This window comes from Agathobaculum sp. (genome assembly GCF_034098985.1).
Classification (GTDB): Bacteria; Bacillota; Clostridia; order Oscillospirales; family Butyricicoccaceae; genus Agathobaculum.
Genome location: NZ_JAXEOA010000017.1, coordinates 35,075 through 52,640 on the forward strand (window position 1 = coordinate 35,075; position 17,566 = coordinate 52,640).

Below are 17,566 nucleotides of genomic sequence, written 5' to 3' on the forward strand. Positions count from 1 at the left end.
TGGAGAAGGCTAAATGGCTTTCTCCATTTTTTTATGAAAAGGAGGGTGTGTCGTGGCGTCTAAAATCATTGAGGTGGACGCGGGCAGTCCGGCTGCGCGCGCGGGCGTCCGGGCAGGAGAAACGCTGCTTTCGATCGACGGCACGCCGATCCGCGACGTGCTCGATTATAAATTTTACAGCTATGACGCAGACTTAGTATTGCAGGTTAGGGCAGCTGAGGGCGTATCTACACGCGAGGTGCGCGTGCATAAACGCGAGGGTGAGCCGCTTGGGATGACGTTTGAGCACTATCTGATGGACGGTATGAAACGCTGTTCAAACGGCTGTGTATTCTGCTTTATTGACCAGTTGCCCAAAGGCATGCGCGAAACCTTATATGTCAAGGACGACGACGCGCGCATGTCCTTTTTGATGGGCAATTATATTTCGCTCACCAATCTGTCTGAAGCTGATGTGGACCGTATGATCCGTATGCGCATTTCACCGGTCAATGTTTCAGTGCAGACGACCAATCCGGAGCTTCGCGTCAAGATGCTGCGCAACCGCCGCGCGGGGGAGGCGCTCAAAATCATGGAGCGCTTTGCCGAAGCAGGACTGACGATGAATTGCCAGCTCGTCGTATGTAAGGGGCTAAATGATGGGGAAGAGCTGCGCCGCTCGTTAAATGACTTAAAGAAGCTGTATCCTGCGGTCAATACGATATCAGTCGTGCCGTTTGGTATGACACGGCACCGCGAGGGCTTGTATCCGCTCGAGCCGACAACGGCAGAAAGTGCGGCTGATGTGCTCGATATCGTCGAGCCGTTTGCACAGGAGTGCTTGGATGGCCTTGGCACCCGGCTGGTTTGGTGCGGGGATGAGCTGTATCTCAAAGCGGGCCGTCCGCTGCCGGACACTGCGTATTATGAGGAATTCACGCAATTTGAAAACGGTATCGGTATGCTGCCGCTGTTTATGGAGGAATTTCGTCTTGCTCTGCCCGACTATCAGGGTAAAACCGCCCGCCCGTTTACGATCGCGACCGGGACAGCGGCCGCGCCATCGCTTTCCGTGCTGCTTGACGAAGCGGCTGCGGCGTGCGATAATTTAAACGGCAAGGTTATTGCCATCCAAAATGATTTTTTCGGGCCTCTGGTATCGGTTGCCGGCCTTATCACCGGCCAAGATCTGATCGCGCAGCTGAAAAACCGTCCGCTTGGCGAGCGCGTGCTGATCTCCGCGAATATGCTGCGCGACGGCGGAGATGTTTTTCTGGATGACTATACCCCGCAGCAGGTGTCGGACGCGCTTGGCGTGCCGCTCGTTCCCGTTGAGATCGACGGCGGTGACCTGCTCGCCAAGATTTTTGAAGACTGACCCCTGAATGAAGGAGGGCTTTTTTATGGCAAAACCAATGGTGGCCATCGTCGGGCGGCCGAATGTCGGCAAATCGCAGTTGTTTAACAGATTTGCAGGCAAACGGCTGTCGATCGTCGAGGACACGCCCGGCGTGACGCGCGACCGGCTGTATGCCGAGAGCGATTGGCGCGGCCGCGATTTTACAGTGGTCGACACCGGCGGCATCGAGCCGTCGAATGATAACGAGATACTCAAATTCATGCGTTATCAGGCCGAGATCGCTATTTCCAATGCCGATGTGATTATCCTGATCACCGATCTGCGTACTGGTATCACTGCGGCGGATCAGGATGTCGCCGCCATGCTGCAGCGGTCGGGCAAACCGATCGTGCTTGCGGTTAATAAATGCGATAAGCCCGGCCAGCCCGAGCCTGAGTTTTATGAGTTTTATAACCTTGGCCTTGGAGAGCCATACGGCATTTCCGCGCTGCACGGCTATGGCATGGGTGAACTGCTGGACGCCTGCTACGAGCATTTTCCGCCTGTGGACGAACAGGAAGAAGAGGACGATCGCATTCGCGTCGCACTGATTGGAAAGCCCAATGTTGGCAAATCGAGCCTGCTGAACAGAGTGCTTGGCGAGGAACGCGTGATCGTGTCCGATATCGCCGGGACAACGAGGGACAGCGTTGATGCGGAACTCGACAATGCCTTTGGCAAATTTACGTTCATTGATACTGCGGGAATCCGGAAGAAAAGTAAAGTGGATGAGAAGATCGAAAAATTTTCGGTCATGCGTTCGCTGCTGGCGGTCGAGCGTGCCGACGTCTGCGTTATCATGATCGACGCGGTCGAAGGCGTGACCGAACAGGATACCAAAGTGGCGGGCGAAGCGCACAATGCGGGCAAGGCCTGCATTATCGTGGTCAACAAATGGGACTTGGTTGAAAAAGACGGAAAGACCATGAAAGAATACACGCTTCGCGTCCGCGAGGGACTAGCCTATATGCCGTACGCGCCCGTGCTGTTTATTTCGGCGCAGACCGGGCAGCGTGTGGACAAGCTGTTCGAGCTGATTCACGAAGTATATGAGCAAAATCATAAGCGTATTCCGACTGGGCAGCTCAACGCGATCCTCGCCGATGCGACCGCGCGTGTGCAGCCGCCGACCGACAGGGGCCGCCGCCTTAAGATTTTCTATATGACACAGGCAGGCGTATGCCCGCCGACGTTCGTTTGCTTCTGCAACGATGCGCGGCTGTTCCATTTTTCCTATCAGCGCTATTTGGAAAACCAGATCCGCGAGGTGTTCGGGCTGACCGGCACTCCGGTGCGCATGGTCATCCGCCAGCGGGGCGATAAGGAATAACTTTTATAACGGAGTGACGACAACATGAGTCAACTGACCCTGCCGCATTTTGCGGTCATCGCGATCAGCGCGTATCTGCTCGGTTCGCTGAGTTTTGCCATAATCGTCTGCAAAATGGCGCTGCATAAGGACATCCGGGACTATGGCAGCGGCAACGCGGGCCTTACGAACGCCTACCGTACAATGGGCGCCTCCAAAACGCTGCTCGTACTGCTCGGCGATATTGCGAAAGGCGCTGCGGCGGTTGCGATCGGCGCGCTGCTCGGCGGGCCGCTTGGCAAGCTGATTGCAGGCGTATTCGTCATTCTCGGACACATGTTCCCGGTCTATTTTGGTTTTCGGGGCGGAAAAGGGGTGCTGGTCGGCGCGGTCATGCTCGCGCTCTTCGATTGGCGTATCTTTCTGGCCGCGCTTGCCCTGTTTCTCATCGCGGTGGTTTTTACCCGCTGGATCTCGCTTGGTTCGGTGCTGGGCGCGGCCAGCTTTCCCATCACCATGTTTGTTTTCTACCGTGATCCGGTAATGGTTGGCATCGCCTTTGGCATGGCGGCGGCTGTTATCATTATGCACCGTGCTAATATTGGCCGTATGTTGCGCGGAGAGGAAAACAAATTTTCCTTTCAAAGCAAAAAGACGATTGAAAGCCGGACGGAAGAAGAGGAGGAGCAGGGATGAAGACTTTCGTATTAGGCACGGGCGGCTGGGGCATTGCGCTGGCCATGCTGCTGCACAGCAATGGACACGAGGTGGCCTCGTGGACGTTCTTTGAAGAGGAGCGCGATCTGCTTCTGCGAGAGCATGGGAACGAAAAATTGCTGCCGGGCGTCAAAATCCCGGAGGGCATTCGGATCACGACCGATTTGTCCGAAGCACGAAGCGCCGACCTGATCGTCATGGCTGTGCCGAGTTTCGCGGTCGCGAAAACGGCTGCGCAGCTTGCGGAGATCGTCCCGGCGGGAACGGTGATCGTCAACGTCGGCAAAGGTCTCGATTCGGCAAACGGCTATTGCCGTTTCTCCGAAACGATCGATCGCGCGATGGGCGGCAATAACCCGGTAGTTGCACTGACCGGACCGACACACGCCGAGGAGGTCGCGCGCGGCGTACCGACCGCGATCGTGGCCGCATCCCGTAGCCGCGCAGCTGCCGAATTGACACAGGCAGCATTTATGAACGATAGCTTCTTCCGCGTTTATACTTCGTCCGACCTGACCGGCGCGGAGTTGGGCGGCGCGTTTAAAAATATCATTGCGCTCGGCGCGGGTATTTCGGACGGTCTGGGGCTGGGAGACAATTCCAAAGCCGCGTTCATGACCCGCGGCCTAACCGAGATCGCCCGGCTGGGCGTGACGCTGGGCGCCAAGCAGGAAACTTTCGCCGGACTGTCCGGCGTCGGCGATCTGATCGTCACCTGCTGTTCGATGCACTCGCGCAATCGCCGCGCAGGTATTCTGATTGGTCAAGGGAAAACAGCCAAAGAGGCGATGGCTGAGGTCGGCGCAACCGTTGAGGGTTATTATGCGACCGAGGCCGGCTATCATCTGGCCAAGCAGCAGGGAGTGTCCATGCCGATCGTTGAGGCGATGTACGCGGTTTTATACCAAGATATGCCCGCAAAGGACGGTATCCGCGCGCTGTTGGCCCGTCCGCGCAAAGGCGAGCATGAAGAAGTGTGGGTGCATTCCTGATTTTTTAGTATGTTTCGGCATAGGATCGGTTCTGTACCGGCGGTTTGCCGCATAACATAGATACACATTTTTATTTCAATGAAATGAGGACAGAGAAATGCAGAAAAACATGTTGAAGCGCCTGTTCGCGGCGATGCTGATTGCCGCGATGGCACTGAGTCTGACCGCCTGCGGCGACAAGAAAGACGCTGGCGGAACGGATGCGGATGGCGGCAGCCAGAGCGAGCAGCAGCCCACCGCGCTGACCAAGGAAGAGTATGCCGACGAGTTTGAAAAAATGGGCAACACGCTGACCGAACTCCAGTCCAAGGCTTCCGACCTTGAGGACGACGATGTGGAAGGCGCTAAAGCCATTCTGGAGGACATGAAGAAGCCGTTTGCGGATTTTGCGGCGGTGACACCTCCGGACGAATACGCGGATGCACACGTCAAGATCAAGGCAGGCTGTGAGTCGATGGTCGCCTATGTGGACGACATTATCGGCGCTGCCGGCAAGACGGGCGACGAACTGACTAAGGCTGGCGAGAGCATGCAGCAGCACCTGACTGACGCGATGACCAACATCGCCGAGGGCGCGCAGATGCTCGACGAGGCGGATCAGCAGTGATTTTGAAAAGGCACCCTTTTAGGGTGCCTTTTATTGCACTTGGGCGATGGATTTGATATAATAATCCTATATCGGTTTTTAGAACAAAGGCGGAGGAAAATATGGAGCAGATGCAAGAGCTTGCCGACGCGCTTTGCTGTGCGTCGGGCGATATAGAAGTCCGGGAAAACGAAATGATGAGCAGGCATACCACGTTCGCTATTGGCGGGCCGGCAGACCTGTTTGTCCTGCCGAAAACAGCAGACGCACTGAAGTGTGCACTTGAAATACTGCGGGAACGGCATACGCCGTTTCTGGTAATGGGCAACGGCTCGAATATGCTGGTGTCCGACGCTGGTATCCGCGGCGCAGTTGTCTGCACGACCGCGATGAACCGGATCGTTGTCGGAGAGGACGGCAGCCTGACTGCAGAGGCGGGCGCGCTTTTAAGCGCGGTGGCGCACAGTGCGCAGCGCGCGGGGCTGACGGGCGCGGAGTTTGCCGGAGGCATCCCAGGCAGTCTGGGCGGCGCGGTCTTTATGAATGCGGGCGCGTACGACGGGCAGATGGCGCAGATCGTCGCGCGCACTGAATACCTGAACGCCGCGGGTGAGATACAGACGGTTGAGGGGGCGGCACATGCATTCGACTACCGAAAGAGCGTATTTCGCAGTCATGCGGACTGGACAGTCGTCCGGTCGACCCTGCGCCTCGCGGGGGGAGATCCAGCGGCGATCCAGGAAAAAATGAACGATTTGGCGCAGCGCCGTCGCGACAAGCAACCGCTGAATTTTGCATCCGCGGGATCGACGTTCAAACGTCCGTCCGGCTATTTCGCCGGCCGCCTGATCGAGGATGCAGGGCTGAAAGGCGTTTCGGTCGGCGCGGCGCAGGTCTCGGAAAAGCACGCGGGATTTTTGATCAACCGGGGCGGCGCAACGTGCAGTGATATGCTGCGTTTGATCGGACTGGTGCAGGAGCGCGTGCGCGAGCAATTTGGCGTTACGTTGGAATGTGAGGTCCGTATCATCGGATAGGGACGGGAAAAGGGGATGAGAAAATGTATTTTTTGATTGTTTCTGGCATGTCGGGCGCAGGGAAAAGCCGTGCGGCGGCTTCTCTTGAGGATTTGGGCTATTACTGTGTCGACAATCTGCCGATCGCGCTCATCCCGCGCTTTGCAGAGATCTGCCTGGCGGCGACCGAACGCTATGAGCGCGTGGCGCTTGTGACCGACGTTCGCACAGGCGGCGATTTCCAGCAGCTTTTTGATTCGCTCGATTCGATCCGCACCATGGGCTGCGATTACCGTATCCTATTTCTCGATACCGACACGCCGACGCTGATCCGGCGCTTTAAAGAAACGCGTCGCAAGCATCCGCTGATGGAAAAGGGCGTCAGCATGACTGCCGCCATTGAAAAGGAACGCGAGCTGCTCTCCATGCTGCGAAACCGCGCGGATTTTGTTGTCGATACGACGGCGCTATCGGCTGCGGGGCTTCGCGAGCGCCTGCTCTCTCTCTTTTCGGGTGTGGACAGTATGGGGGCGTTGGAGGTCATTGTCCAGTCGTTTGGCTTTAAATATGGCATTCCCGCCGAATCCGATTTGGTGTTTGACGTGCGCTTTTTGCCGAACCCCTACTATGAGATGAGCCTGCGCGAGAAAAACGGCACCGATCCGGACGTGCGCGATTATGTATATCAGGGCGGCACGGCGGATGCGCTGATGAGCCACCTGACCTCGCTTGTCGATTTCCTGCTGCCGCGCTATGTTGCGGAGGGCAAGTCAAACGTCATCATTAGCATTGGCTGCACGGGCGGCAAGCATCGCTCAGTCGCTATCACCGAAGCGCTTTCCCAGCATATCCGGGGCAGGGAATACGGCGTGGTCACCATGCACAGGGATTACCAGCGATAACCAGAAGGAGCGTTCCCATGTCCTTTTCGACGACTGTTAAAACCGAATTATGCCGCGTTCCCATGCTGCGTCCGTGTTGTACACGTGCCGAGGCGTATGGCGCACTGCTGTATGCGTCTGTGTTTTCACACCGCGAAATCCGCCTGTCTACGGAAAACGCTGCTGTCGCGCGCCGGGTGCAGGCATTGCTGTCGCGAGCGTTCGGTGTGGACGCGCAGCCGCAGCAGGTGGGGCGCAAAAAACAGCTTGCGCTCACCGAGGAAAGCCAGATCGGCCTCATTTTTGATGCGCTCGGATACGACCGCAAAAACCATGTGACCTATCACCTGAACCGCAATGTGCTGGAAAACGACTGCTGCATCCCCGCGTTTTTGCGCGGGGTGTTTCTGATGGCGGGCACGGTCGCGGGTCCGGAGAAAAAAAGCCATTTGGAGATTACCTCGGCGCATCCGAGTCTGTGCGGCGAAACGATGAGCCTGATGCTGGACGAGAGGCTGTCGCCCAAGCAGACAGTGCGGCGCGGCGCGCACGTGCTGTATTTTAAGGACGCGCCGAGCGTGGAAGATTTTCTGACGCTCACGGGCGCGCCGCGCGCCGCCATGGAACTGATGGAGGCCAAAGTCGAAAAAAACCTGCGCAATACCATCAACCGGCAGGTCAATTGCGAAACAGCAAACCTTGTGAAAGCGACGGACGCGGCAGCGCGGCAGATTGCCGCGATCCAGTCAGTGCTGGACAAGCATGGGGAGGGCGCGTTCCCCGAGAATCTGCGGGAGACCGTGCGCCTGCGCCTTTCCTACCCGACCGACAGCCTCGCCGAGCTGGCCACGCGCTTTGTGCCGCCAATTTCCAAGCCCGGCCTGAGCCACCGCTTGAAGAAAATCACCGAACTTGCGAGCAGGGAGGATACCTGATGCAACCATTTGCCCATCTGCATGTGCATAGTGAATACAGCCTGCTGGACGGTGCCTGCCGCATTGAACAGCTGGTCGACCGCGTGGCCGATCTCGGACAAACCTCGGTCGCGATCACCGACCACGGGGTCATGTACGGCGTTATAGATTTTTATAAGGCGTGTAAAGCCAAGGGAATCCATCCGGTCATCGGCTGCGAGGTGTATGTCGCGCCGCGCTCGCGCTTTGAGCGCAGCTATGTCAACGGCGAATGGCACTCGCATCTCATACTGCTGTGTGAAAATATGACCGGCTACCGCAATTTGATCCATATGGTCAGCCTAGGATTTTCCGAGGGATTTTACATGAAGCCCCGCATTGATATGGAGCTGCTCAAAGAGCACAGCGAAGGCCTGATCTGCCTGTCTGCATGCCTTGCGGGCGCGATCCCGCGCGCGTTGGAGGCGGGCGATATGGACGGCGCGTACGAGTTGTGCGAGAAGTTCCTCAATATTTTCGACCGCGATCATTTTTATCTGGAGATACAGGATCACGGCATCGCGGCGCAAAAGCGCGTCAACGAAGGGCTCTATAAGCTGGCAGAAGAGCTGCAGCTCGGTCTGGTCGCCACCAACGACGCACACTACCTGACCAAGAAGGACGCTAAGCTGCAGGATGTGCTGATGTCCATCCAGATGGGCAAGACGGTCGACGACCCGACCCGCATGAAGTTTGAGACCGAGGAATTTTACATCAAGGACGCGGACGAGATCGCTGCGCTGTTTCCAGAGCATCCCGAGGCGCTTCAAAACACTGTGATGATCGCGGAGCGCTGCCAGGTGGAATTTGAATTCGGCAAATACCATCTGCCGGAGTTCGACGTGCCTGCGGGCTATTCCTCGCTTGGGTATCTGCAAAAGCTGTGCGACGAGGGCTTTGCCGTCCGCTATCCGGACGACGACGGCTCAAACCGCGAGCGCTTACAGTATGAGATCGATATGATCGCCAAGATGGGCTTTGTCGATTACTTCCTGATCGTGTCCGATTTTATCGGCTATGCCAAGAAAAACGGTATCCCGGTCGGACCGGGGCGCGGCAGCGCGGCGGGTTCGCTCGTATCCTACTGCCTCGGCATTACCGATCTGGACCCCATCCACTACTCGCTTTACTTTGAACGTTTTTTGAACCCGGAACGCGTATCCATGCCCGATATCGACGTGGATTTCTGCTATGTGCGCCGCCCCGAGGTCATTGAGTATGTCACCAATAAATACGGGAAAGACCGCGTTGCCCAAATCGTCACCTTTGGTACCATGGCGGCGCGCGGCGCGATCCGCGACGTTGGCCGCGCGCTCAGCATCCCGTATAACGAGGTCGACGCGGTGGCCAAGCAGGTGCCGAACGAACTACATATCACGATTAATAAGGCGCTATCGGTCAACAATGAGCTGAAAAAGATGTACGACGAAAATCCGCAGACGCGCGAACTGATCGACACGGCGCGCGCGCTCGAGGGCATGCCGCGCCACGCGTCGACCCACGCGGCGGGCGTCGTCATCACAAAGGATCCGGTGGACACCTATGTGCCGCTGTCCCGGAACGACGACCAAATGGTCACACAGTTCCCGATGACGACTATCGAAGAACTCGGCCTGCTGAAAATGGATTTCCTCGGCCTGCGGAACCTGACGGTCATTGCTGACGCGGAAAAAATGGTGCGCCGCCATACGCCTGATTTTGACATTGAGACGGTGTCGATGGAGGATGAGGCGACTTACGCAATGTTATCGCGCGGCTCGACCATGGGCGTGTTCCAGCTTGAATCGGCGGGCATCACCAACGTTGTCACCGGCCTGCGCCCGCAGTCCATTGAAGATATTACGGCAATCGTCGCGCTGTACCGCCCAGGGCCGATGCAGTCCATTCCGCGCTACATCGAGTGCAAGCACCATCCGGAAAAGGCGACCTGCAAGCACCCGCTGCTGGAGCCCATCCTGTCGGTCACCTATGGGTGCATGGTCTATCAGGAACAGGTCATGGAGGTTTTCCGCCAGCTTGCAGGCTATTCGCTCGGCAAGGCGGACATGGTTCGCCGCGCCATGAGCAAAAAGAAAATGAAAGAGCTGGCCAAGGAGCGCGTGAACTTTATTCACGGAAACGAGGAAGAGGGGATAGACGGCGCGGTCAAACGCGGCGTGCCCGAGCAGGTCGCGGCCTCTATTTTCGACGAGATCATGGATTTCGCCAACTATGCGTTTAATAAAGCGCATGCGGTGAGTTACGCGGTCGTGACCTACCGCACGGCTTATCTCAAATGCCACTATCCGAGGGAATACATGGCGGCGTTGCTGACTTCGGTGCTCGACTGGTCGGAAAAAATCTCCGAATACATTCAAGCCGCGCGGGAAATGGGGATCGCAGTCCTGCCGCCCGATGTCAACGAATCCTTTGACGGCTTTTCCGTGTCCGGAAAGGATATCCGTTTCGGGCTTGCGGCGGTCAAAGGTGTTGGCCGCTCGTTTATGAAGCAGCTCGTCACCGAGCGTGAGCAGAACGGAGCATTTCTTTCGTTTCAACAGTTCTGCGAGCGCATGTACGACCATGAGCTGAACCGCCGCGCGGTGGAAAGCCTGATCAAAGCAGGCGCGTTCGATTCTATGGGCTGCTACCGCAGCCAGCTTTTGCAGGTGGCGGGCATGGTGATCGACGCGATCTCCCAAAGCCGTAAACGCAACATTGAGGGACAAATGGATTTGTTCGGCATGGCGGAAAGCCAGGTGCGGGACAGCGAAATCACGCTCCCCAACATTCCTGAGGCGGACAAGCGGGAGCTCATGAGCATGGAAAAGGAGACCACGGGGCTGTATTTGTCCGGGCATCCGATGGATGAATACCGCGATCTGGCTCAGAAAGCGCAGGCCGCGTCCATCCGCGCGATTTTAGACGATATGTCCGGCGAAAGCCAAGCGCCGGTCTATAAGGACGGAATGACGGTCCGGCTCGCCTGTGTTATTACCAATGTCCGGCTCAAATCGACGAAAAACGGTTCGATGATGGCTTATGTTACGGCGGAGGACGAATCGGCGGCGATCGAATTGATCGTTTTTCCAAAGTCGCTGCAACGATGCGGCGCGTATCTGACCGAGGACAGCGCTGTGCTGTTGACGGGTAAGATCGACGCACGCGAGGATGAAGCGCCTAAAGTGCTGCTGAATGAGGCGCAGCCGCTGACAGAAGCCGCGGTGGACAGCGCCGCCGCGCGCGAAAATCCGCAGAAATCGGTATTTACCGACGGGCAGGCGGCCAAACTGTCACAGCAGCGGTTATATCTGCGTGTGCCCGCGATGGCCGATGTGTCTTGTACAAAGGCCAAGAGCCTGCTTGCCGCGCAGAGCGGCGAAACGCCGGTCGTTTTCTGTCCGGCTGACACGGGCAAACGCATGCTCGCGCCCCGAACGCTCTGGTGCAGTGCGGATATCCCGCTCTTAGAGCGTCTGCGCGGTGTGCTGGGGGAGCAAAATGTCGCGATGAAGTAGCGCATTTGCAGATTTCGCCCTTTACGGCGGCGGTGTGCAGATGATATAATGAATCAAACTTTGGAACAGAGAATACAATCTGACAGGGAGGCTTCCTAAATGGACAAGCAAATTCGCAGGATCGGCGTGTTGACGAGCGGCGGCGACGCCCCGGGTATGAACGCGCTGATCCGCGCGGTCGTGCGTACCGCTTCGGCACATGATATTTCCGTGCTGGGCGTGCGCCGTGGATACAGCGGCCTGATCAATGGCGATATTATTGAAATGGGCTCGCGCTCGGTCGACGGTATTATCCGCAAGGGCGGCACTATGTTGTATACTGCGCGCTGCAAGGAAATGATGAGCGACGAGGGGCTGCAAAAAGCGGCCGACACCTGCAAATATCTTGGGATAGACGGCCTGATCTGCTGCGGCGGCGACGGGACGTTCCGCGGCGCGCAGGCGCTTTCGCGCATGGGCGTGCCCTGCATCGGGGTACCCGGCACGATTGATAACGATATCGTATGCACCGACTATACGATTGGTTTCGACACTGCCTGCAATACGGCGATCGAATGTATCGATAAGCTGCGCGACACCATGCAGTCGCACGAGCGCTGCTCGGTGGTTGAGGTCATGGGGCGTCGGGCTGGGCATTTGGCGCTGCACGTCGGCTGTGCGGTCGGCGCGACCGCGATCCTGCTGCCTGAGCGTGATATCGATTTTGACACCGACCTGATCGAGAAAATGCGCGTCGGCCGCATCAAGGGCCGCAACCATCATATCATTATTGTTGCGGAAGGGTACGGTTCGGCGCAGGACGTTGCAGACCGCATCCACGAATCGACTGGCATCGATACGCGCGTGACCATCCTCGGCCATATACAGCGCGGCGGCTCGCCGACCGCGCGCGACCGCGTGATGGCCACCCGTATGGGCTATGAGGCGGTCATGGCGCTTGAAGCGGGCAAGACAAACCGCGTCATCGTGTTCGACGACAACCGCGTGACCGATCTTGACATTGAGGAGGGGCTTGCGCGCCAGAAGGATCTGGAGCAGGATCTGTTTGTGGCGCAGCAGACGGTCGCTATCTGATGGGCAAGACCGTACTCATCACAGGAGGTTCGCGCGGCATAGGCGCGGCCTGTGTCCGCGCGTTTGCGCAGGAGGGCTGGCGCGTCGCGTTCCTATACCGGGAACGCGCGGATAAGGCCGGGGAGCTGTGCAGGACATTTCCAGACACGCTTGCGCTTCAGGCGGATCTGTCGAAGCCGGATGAGGTGGAGCGCGGCGTAGAGCAAGCGCAAAAGCATCTGGGCACGCTGGACGCGCTTGTCTGCAACGCAGGTATTGCGGAGCAGAAAATGTTTTGCGACCTGTCAGACGGCGACTGGACGCGTATGCTCGATGTGAACCTAATGGGCGCGGTGCGGGTGATCCGCGCGGCGCTGCCCGGGATGGTGCACAAAAAAAGCGGCAGTATTGTGACCGTTTCCTCAATTTGGGGCGTGCGGGGCGCGTCCTGTGAGAGCCACTATGCGGCGAGCAAGGCCGCACTGATCGGGCTTTCCAGCTCCCTTGCGCTTGAATTGGGGCCGTCCGGTATCCGCGTCAACTGTGTTGCGCCCGGCGTGATTGAAACCGATATGAACGCCAGCCACACGCCAGAAACCATGCGCGAACTGGCATTTGAAACACCGCTTGGCCGCATCGGCACGGCGGAGGAAGCCGCGCAGAGCATCTTGTTTCTCTGTTCGGAGAAAGCCTCTTTTATCACTGGACAGACGCTTGGCGTGACCGGCGGATTTTGACAAAATAAAAAAGAACCGGCTGCTTTTTAGGCAGCCGGTTCTTTTTTGTGTTTACAGCAGAGCGACGATCTTAGCGATCTCACCGCGCGTGATCTTGTTGTTGGGGCGAAGCGTGTTGTCCTCATAGCCGCTGACAATACCGGCGGAAACACAGGTCTTGACCTGTTCGGAGGCCCAGGAGGGCACCGAAGAAGCATCTTTATAGCCGAGTGAAGCGGCGGAGAAGCCACGCGGCAGGCTGCGGCCGATGACTGTCATGACTTCGGCGCGGGTGATGTCGGCGCTCGGGGCGAAATAGAGTTTGCCGCCCGATTTCTGGCCGCTCATGATGCCGGCCTGCGATACAGCGTAAACCGCGCCGCGTGCCCATGAAGGAATCTGCGCGTCGTCCGCGAAATCGAGCTTGCCGGTATAGGAGGTGTCCAGCCCAAGCACGCGCGCCATCGTGACGGCAAATTCCATGCGCCGAAGATTGCGCGACGGGCTGAAATACGTCTTGCCGTTCTTCGTCTCGCCTTTCATGATGCCGGACGTATACAGCAGGGAGGCATAGCCCTTGGCCCAATGCGTATCGGTATCGGCAAACGGATTTTTCGCGCTGCCTGCGGTCACGGTGACCGATTTCCGCGTGCGGTTGCCTGCGTCGTCAATTGCGTCGATACTGACGGCATGTGTGCCTGCCGCGAGCGCCCCGGTGGTTACGGTGAGGGCAGAACCACTCATTTTGGCGGCGTTCTGAAGCAGCTTACCATCGACCTTGACTTCAAAATTGGAGGCGCGTACCGGATATTTGCCGCTCTCCATGGTCGCCGTGCCGGTGATAACAGCAACCTTACCGGCGTCTATGGTCAGCTTGGTCTGATTCAGCTTAAGGGAGGGGGCGTCGCTGTTCACAACCGCATGGTGTGCGGAAACGACGATTTGGTCGAGATAGAGCGCGGAACCCGCGGAGCCGCTGCCCTGACGCTCAAAGCGCAGGCCGGTCAACGTTTTTGCGCCGTTTGGAATGGCTGCCTGCAGCCGCTGCCAGGATGTGGTGGTCGCCGCCGAAAGCGCCGCTGTCAGTTCGTTGCCGTCTACGTCCTCAAAGACTGCAGTCAGCGTGCTCATCGTGCCTGTGGATTGCGCAAGCAGCGATAGGTAGCTGCGGTCAGTAACATCTGTCTTGGGCAGGCTGATGGTGCCCGCAATCACTTTGGCGCCGTCATAAGAGGCTCTCAACGAGGATACGCCGCGCGCAGCCTCGGTATAGCTGTCCGCCAGTGCCAGTGTGATGCCGTCAGTGGCCTTGCACGGCTGGCCGTCCTCAAAGTCGGCCACGATCTCAGCGTCCTGCGGATCGCCCATGCCGACGGATACGTTTATTGTCTTTTTGGTCGAACCGTAAGAGCAGGTTAATGTGCCCGAGGCTGCGGACTGTCCGGCGGTGAACAGGCCGCTCTCGCTGACCGTGCCCACGCCGCCCGACACGCTCCAGGTGAACGACGTGTTATTCGAGCCCATTTTCTGACCCTGATGATAGGCGATGCCATCGAGCTGCATGGCCTGCCCCGGCTTGACCGAAATCGAAGAAATTTCCTTTTCGCCGTTCAGCACGGAGATCGAGTTAACGTCTCCGGTGACGCTGATATCCATTGAGCCGCTGACACCGCCCGAGGAACCGGTGATCGTGGCGGTACCGGTCTTGCTGCCCGCTGTGAACGTCTGTCCCTCGACCGTGCCAAGATCGCCCGATACCGTATAGCTCAGGCCGGAAGGCGCTTCTGCGGGGCCATAGGATGCATCCGCGCCTGCGACCGAAAACCAGGTCGACGCGCCCGGCATGACATAGCGGAAGCTAGGCGTGAGCACCGCATGACGGGTCACACCGTCCGCCGGTGCGTTATTGACAAAGAAGATATAGTTGGCGCAGCGGCGCTGCGAACCATCCGAAGGTCTGGTAATGAGTTCCGCGTCCGCGCTGCCGGGTCTGCGCAGCGCCATGGCGGATGAGCCGCCGCCGTCAAGGCACAGCGCGGCAACGCAGCCAAGCGCTTTCAGCTCATTGCCGAGTTCTGCCGCCGTCAAGCCAACACTGTGTGAGGACTGCAATCCGTCGATCTCATAAAGGACGACCGAACCGTCAGCCTTGATGCCGACCGCCGTGCGCGCCGTGCGGGAGGAAGCCGCGTCGATGCCGGAGGTCGTGACCGAGCCGCCGGCGATCAATTGCTTGCCGCCGACCGCATACTTAACGTCCGCCCAGTTGCCGTCGGACGCTCCGACAGTGAGCGTGACCTCGTCGCCAACCGCAAAATCAACCCAAGAGGGCACGTTCGCTCCGTCCGACTTGGTCAGCACCATTTGGTTGTCGGTGATTGTCAGTGAGCCGTTGCCCGTTCCCTTATTGACGACCTTTAGCTTAACGCTGCCGTTCACTTTGACCGGGCTGTTGTCAACGCGTTCCAGAATAATGTTGGTGCCGTTTGCGGTAAAATGGGTCTGGTCGTCGTAATTCCGGTCGAGCAGATATGCGCCCGCCGTAGTGCGCGTTTTATTGAAATAGGAGACGGAAACCGTGCCGGCAGAACCCGAAATCGTCATCGACATGGTAGGCCGGCCGATCACGGCCGACCCATCCGGCTTGAAGCCGACTGCGTATTGCCACGCGTCGGAAGAGATCAGCTCGCCCTCATCGATGACCAAACCGATCGGGATGCCGCTTGACATGACAAAAAAATCAGCGTTCGCGCCACCAATGACGCGCTTGCCTTCATTCGCCAGATATTTGACCGCGTTCATGATCGTCGCGTTGCTGCCGTAGAGGCGCTCATCCGCGTAGACGATCAGCGGGGATACCGAGCTGTTCGGCGCATAGGTCAGGATGTTTGCCTTTTGCAGGCCTGCGCCGTTCTTGCCCTCTGTACGGGTGTAGGTCGTGCCCTCTCCAACGGGATAGGAATAGCTGAAAGCGCTGTCGAACGCCGCGCCAGCGGCAGACAATACAAGCTGCCCGACCGCAAGCAGCAGGGCAGTGAGGCGGGTAAATTTGCGGCTTTGTTTCATGGTTCTCCTCGTTTTCTCAGATGCTTTTGACGACTTTCTCCAAAACCTCGGAGATTTTTGGGCTTCTCACCGAAACGTCGGAAACACGGTGGTAAAGCTCCTTGCGCGCATTATAAAGCCGGCGCGTTTCGGCTTGCTTGTCCGGCTTGTTTAGAAGCGGGCGGCTGTCCGAATAGGACAGGTTTTTCAGAATGCGGAAGTACGGTGTGTCGAGATGGATGAGCAGTCCGGTCTCCCGGATCGCTTTAACGTTTTCCTCCCGCAGCACCGCGCCGCCGCCGAGCGAAAGTACGATGCCGTCCCGCCCACAAAGCTCCCGGATATAGGCGGATTCGCGGTCGCGGAAATAGGCTTCACCTTTCTGCGCGAAAATGTCAGGGATCGGCTGTCCCTCTTTGGCCTCCAGATACTGGTCGGCGTCGACGAACGGCAGCCCGGTTAGGCGGGAAAGTTTGCGGCCGACCGTCGTCTTGCCGCTGCCCATAAAGCCGCACAGCACGATGTTTCGCTTACCGTGCTTGTCGTGCAGCCGCTTGACCGCCATTTTGCCGTATAACCGGCGTAGAATGGTCTCGCAGGCCTGCGGGGCGAACGCCGTGCCCGTCCAGATGGCCTGCGCATGCGCTGCCTGCATGACCAGCATGAACAGCCCATCGCGCGTCTTGCATTTTTTCGGGTTGGCAAGCTTCATGGTTGCGGTGACCGGCGGGTTGTAGATCGCGTCAAACACGTACTCAGTCTTTCTGGGCAAAAAGTGAAGCGGGCACGCCTCCTCTTTGGGGAACATACCGAGCGGCGTGGAATTTAAAACGATTTGAATGTCGCGGGGAATATGTTTGCGGCTGAACACGGCGACGTGCGCACGCGGCAGAGCGCCGCAGATCTGCTGCTGCAATGCGGCTGCCTTGTCAAGGTTGCGCCCGGTGATCGTGACAGACGCTCCCTCTCTGGCACAGTGATAGGCCATCACGGCAGCTGCGCCGCCGTAGCCCAGCAGTAGCACCTTTTTGCCGGAGAGTATCACGCCGTCCCGCGTAAGCGATTCGGCAAAGCCAAGGATATCGGTGTTATATCCAATGGCTTTGCCGCCGCGAAACGCGACCGTATTGACCGAATGCAGATCGCGCGCGGCGTTATCCACTTCGTCAAGCAGCCCAATTACGGCCTTTTTGTGGGGAATGGTGCAGTTGATGCCGCGAAGCTTTGCTTTGGCCAGTTCAAACGCTTCCGCAAGCTGCTCGGGCGGCACGGCGACGCCGATATAGTCCGCATCCTGTCCCGACGCTTCAAAAAGCTGTGTGTGCAGTTCAGGACTCATCGTATGCCCGAGCGGCCAGCCGAACAGTGCGTAGGTATCTTTTTGGGGTATAAAATTCTGAAATTCTTCAAAGGAAAGCAGCAT

General features: G+C 58.0%; 13 protein-coding genes. 11 read left to right on the forward strand and 2 right to left on the reverse strand.

Translation table 11 applies throughout. The features are described 5' to 3' along the window. Positions 1-52 precede the first annotated feature (52 nt). The 11 genes from SO058_RS05735 to SO058_RS05785 all read left to right on the forward strand — a co-directional run bounded on the left by SO058_RS05735 (position 53) and on the right by SO058_RS05785 (position 13,119). Positions 53-1,357, forward strand: coding sequence for a DUF512 domain-containing protein (locus SO058_RS05735; protein ID WP_320842030.1), 1,305 nt, complete (start codon positions 53-55; stop codon positions 1,355-1,357). Positions 1,358-1,382: 25 nt separating this feature from the next. Further along, entirely contained in the window at positions 1,383-2,708 is a 1,326-nt protein-coding gene (gene der, locus SO058_RS05740) for a ribosome biogenesis GTPase Der (protein ID WP_320842031.1), read from the forward strand. A 24-nt stretch (positions 2,709-2,732) separates the two neighbouring features. Continuing rightward, positions 2,733-3,383, forward strand: coding sequence for a glycerol-3-phosphate 1-O-acyltransferase PlsY (plsY, locus tag SO058_RS05745; protein WP_320842032.1), 651 nt, complete (start codon positions 2,733-2,735; stop codon positions 3,381-3,383). Next, positions 3,380-4,396: an NAD(P)H-dependent glycerol-3-phosphate dehydrogenase gene (locus tag SO058_RS05750; protein WP_320842033.1), complete on the forward strand. Its 1,017-nt coding sequence runs from the start codon at positions 3,380-3,382 to the stop codon at positions 4,394-4,396. Before plsY ends, SO058_RS05750 begins: the two co-directional genes overlap by 4 nt. Positions 4,397-4,493: 97 nt before the next feature. Further along, positions 4,494-5,003 (forward strand): hypothetical protein, encoded by a 510-nt coding sequence (locus tag SO058_RS05755; RefSeq protein ID WP_320842034.1) that lies wholly within the window; start codon positions 4,494-4,496, stop codon positions 5,001-5,003. A 101-nt stretch (positions 5,004-5,104) separates the two neighbouring features. Next, positions 5,105-6,019: a UDP-N-acetylmuramate dehydrogenase gene (gene murB / locus SO058_RS05760; protein ID WP_320842035.1), complete on the forward strand. Its 915-nt coding sequence runs from the start codon at positions 5,105-5,107 to the stop codon at positions 6,017-6,019. A gap of 23 nt (positions 6,020-6,042) precedes the next feature. Beyond that, positions 6,043-6,900 (forward strand): RNase adapter RapZ, encoded by an 858-nt coding sequence (rapZ, locus tag SO058_RS05765; protein WP_320842036.1) that lies wholly within the window; start codon positions 6,043-6,045, stop codon positions 6,898-6,900. Between the two features lie 17 nt (positions 6,901-6,917). Further along, positions 6,918-7,814: a DNA-binding protein WhiA gene (gene whiA / locus SO058_RS05770; RefSeq protein ID WP_320842037.1), complete on the forward strand. Its 897-nt coding sequence runs from the start codon at positions 6,918-6,920 to the stop codon at positions 7,812-7,814. Further along, positions 7,814-11,329 carry a DNA polymerase III subunit alpha gene (locus SO058_RS05775; protein WP_320842038.1) on the forward strand — a complete coding sequence of 1,172 codons (3,516 nt, stop codon included), beginning with the start codon at positions 7,814-7,816 and terminating at the stop codon, positions 11,327-11,329. The genes whiA and SO058_RS05775 overlap by 1 nt, the downstream gene beginning before the upstream one ends. A gap of 99 nt (positions 11,330-11,428) precedes the next feature. Next, positions 11,429-12,403 (forward strand): 6-phosphofructokinase, encoded by a 975-nt coding sequence (gene pfkA / locus SO058_RS05780; protein WP_320842039.1) that lies wholly within the window; start codon positions 11,429-11,431, stop codon positions 12,401-12,403. Next, positions 12,403-13,119 (forward strand): SDR family NAD(P)-dependent oxidoreductase, encoded by a 717-nt coding sequence (locus tag SO058_RS05785; protein ID WP_320842040.1) that lies wholly within the window; start codon positions 12,403-12,405, stop codon positions 13,117-13,119. The genes pfkA and SO058_RS05785 overlap by 1 nt, the downstream gene beginning before the upstream one ends. Before the next feature lie 51 nt (positions 13,120-13,170). Here SO058_RS05785 and SO058_RS05790 read toward each other — a convergent pair whose 3' ends face one another. Further along, positions 13,171-16,164, reverse strand: a complete 2,994-nt coding sequence (locus SO058_RS05790) for an S-layer homology domain-containing protein (protein WP_320842041.1) — start codon at positions 16,162-16,164, stop codon at positions 13,171-13,173. Positions 16,165-16,180: 16 nt separating this feature from the next. After that, complete coding sequence (locus SO058_RS05795; RefSeq protein ID WP_320842042.1) at positions 16,181-17,566, reverse strand: shikimate kinase; 1,386 nt, start codon at positions 17,564-17,566, stop codon at positions 16,181-16,183.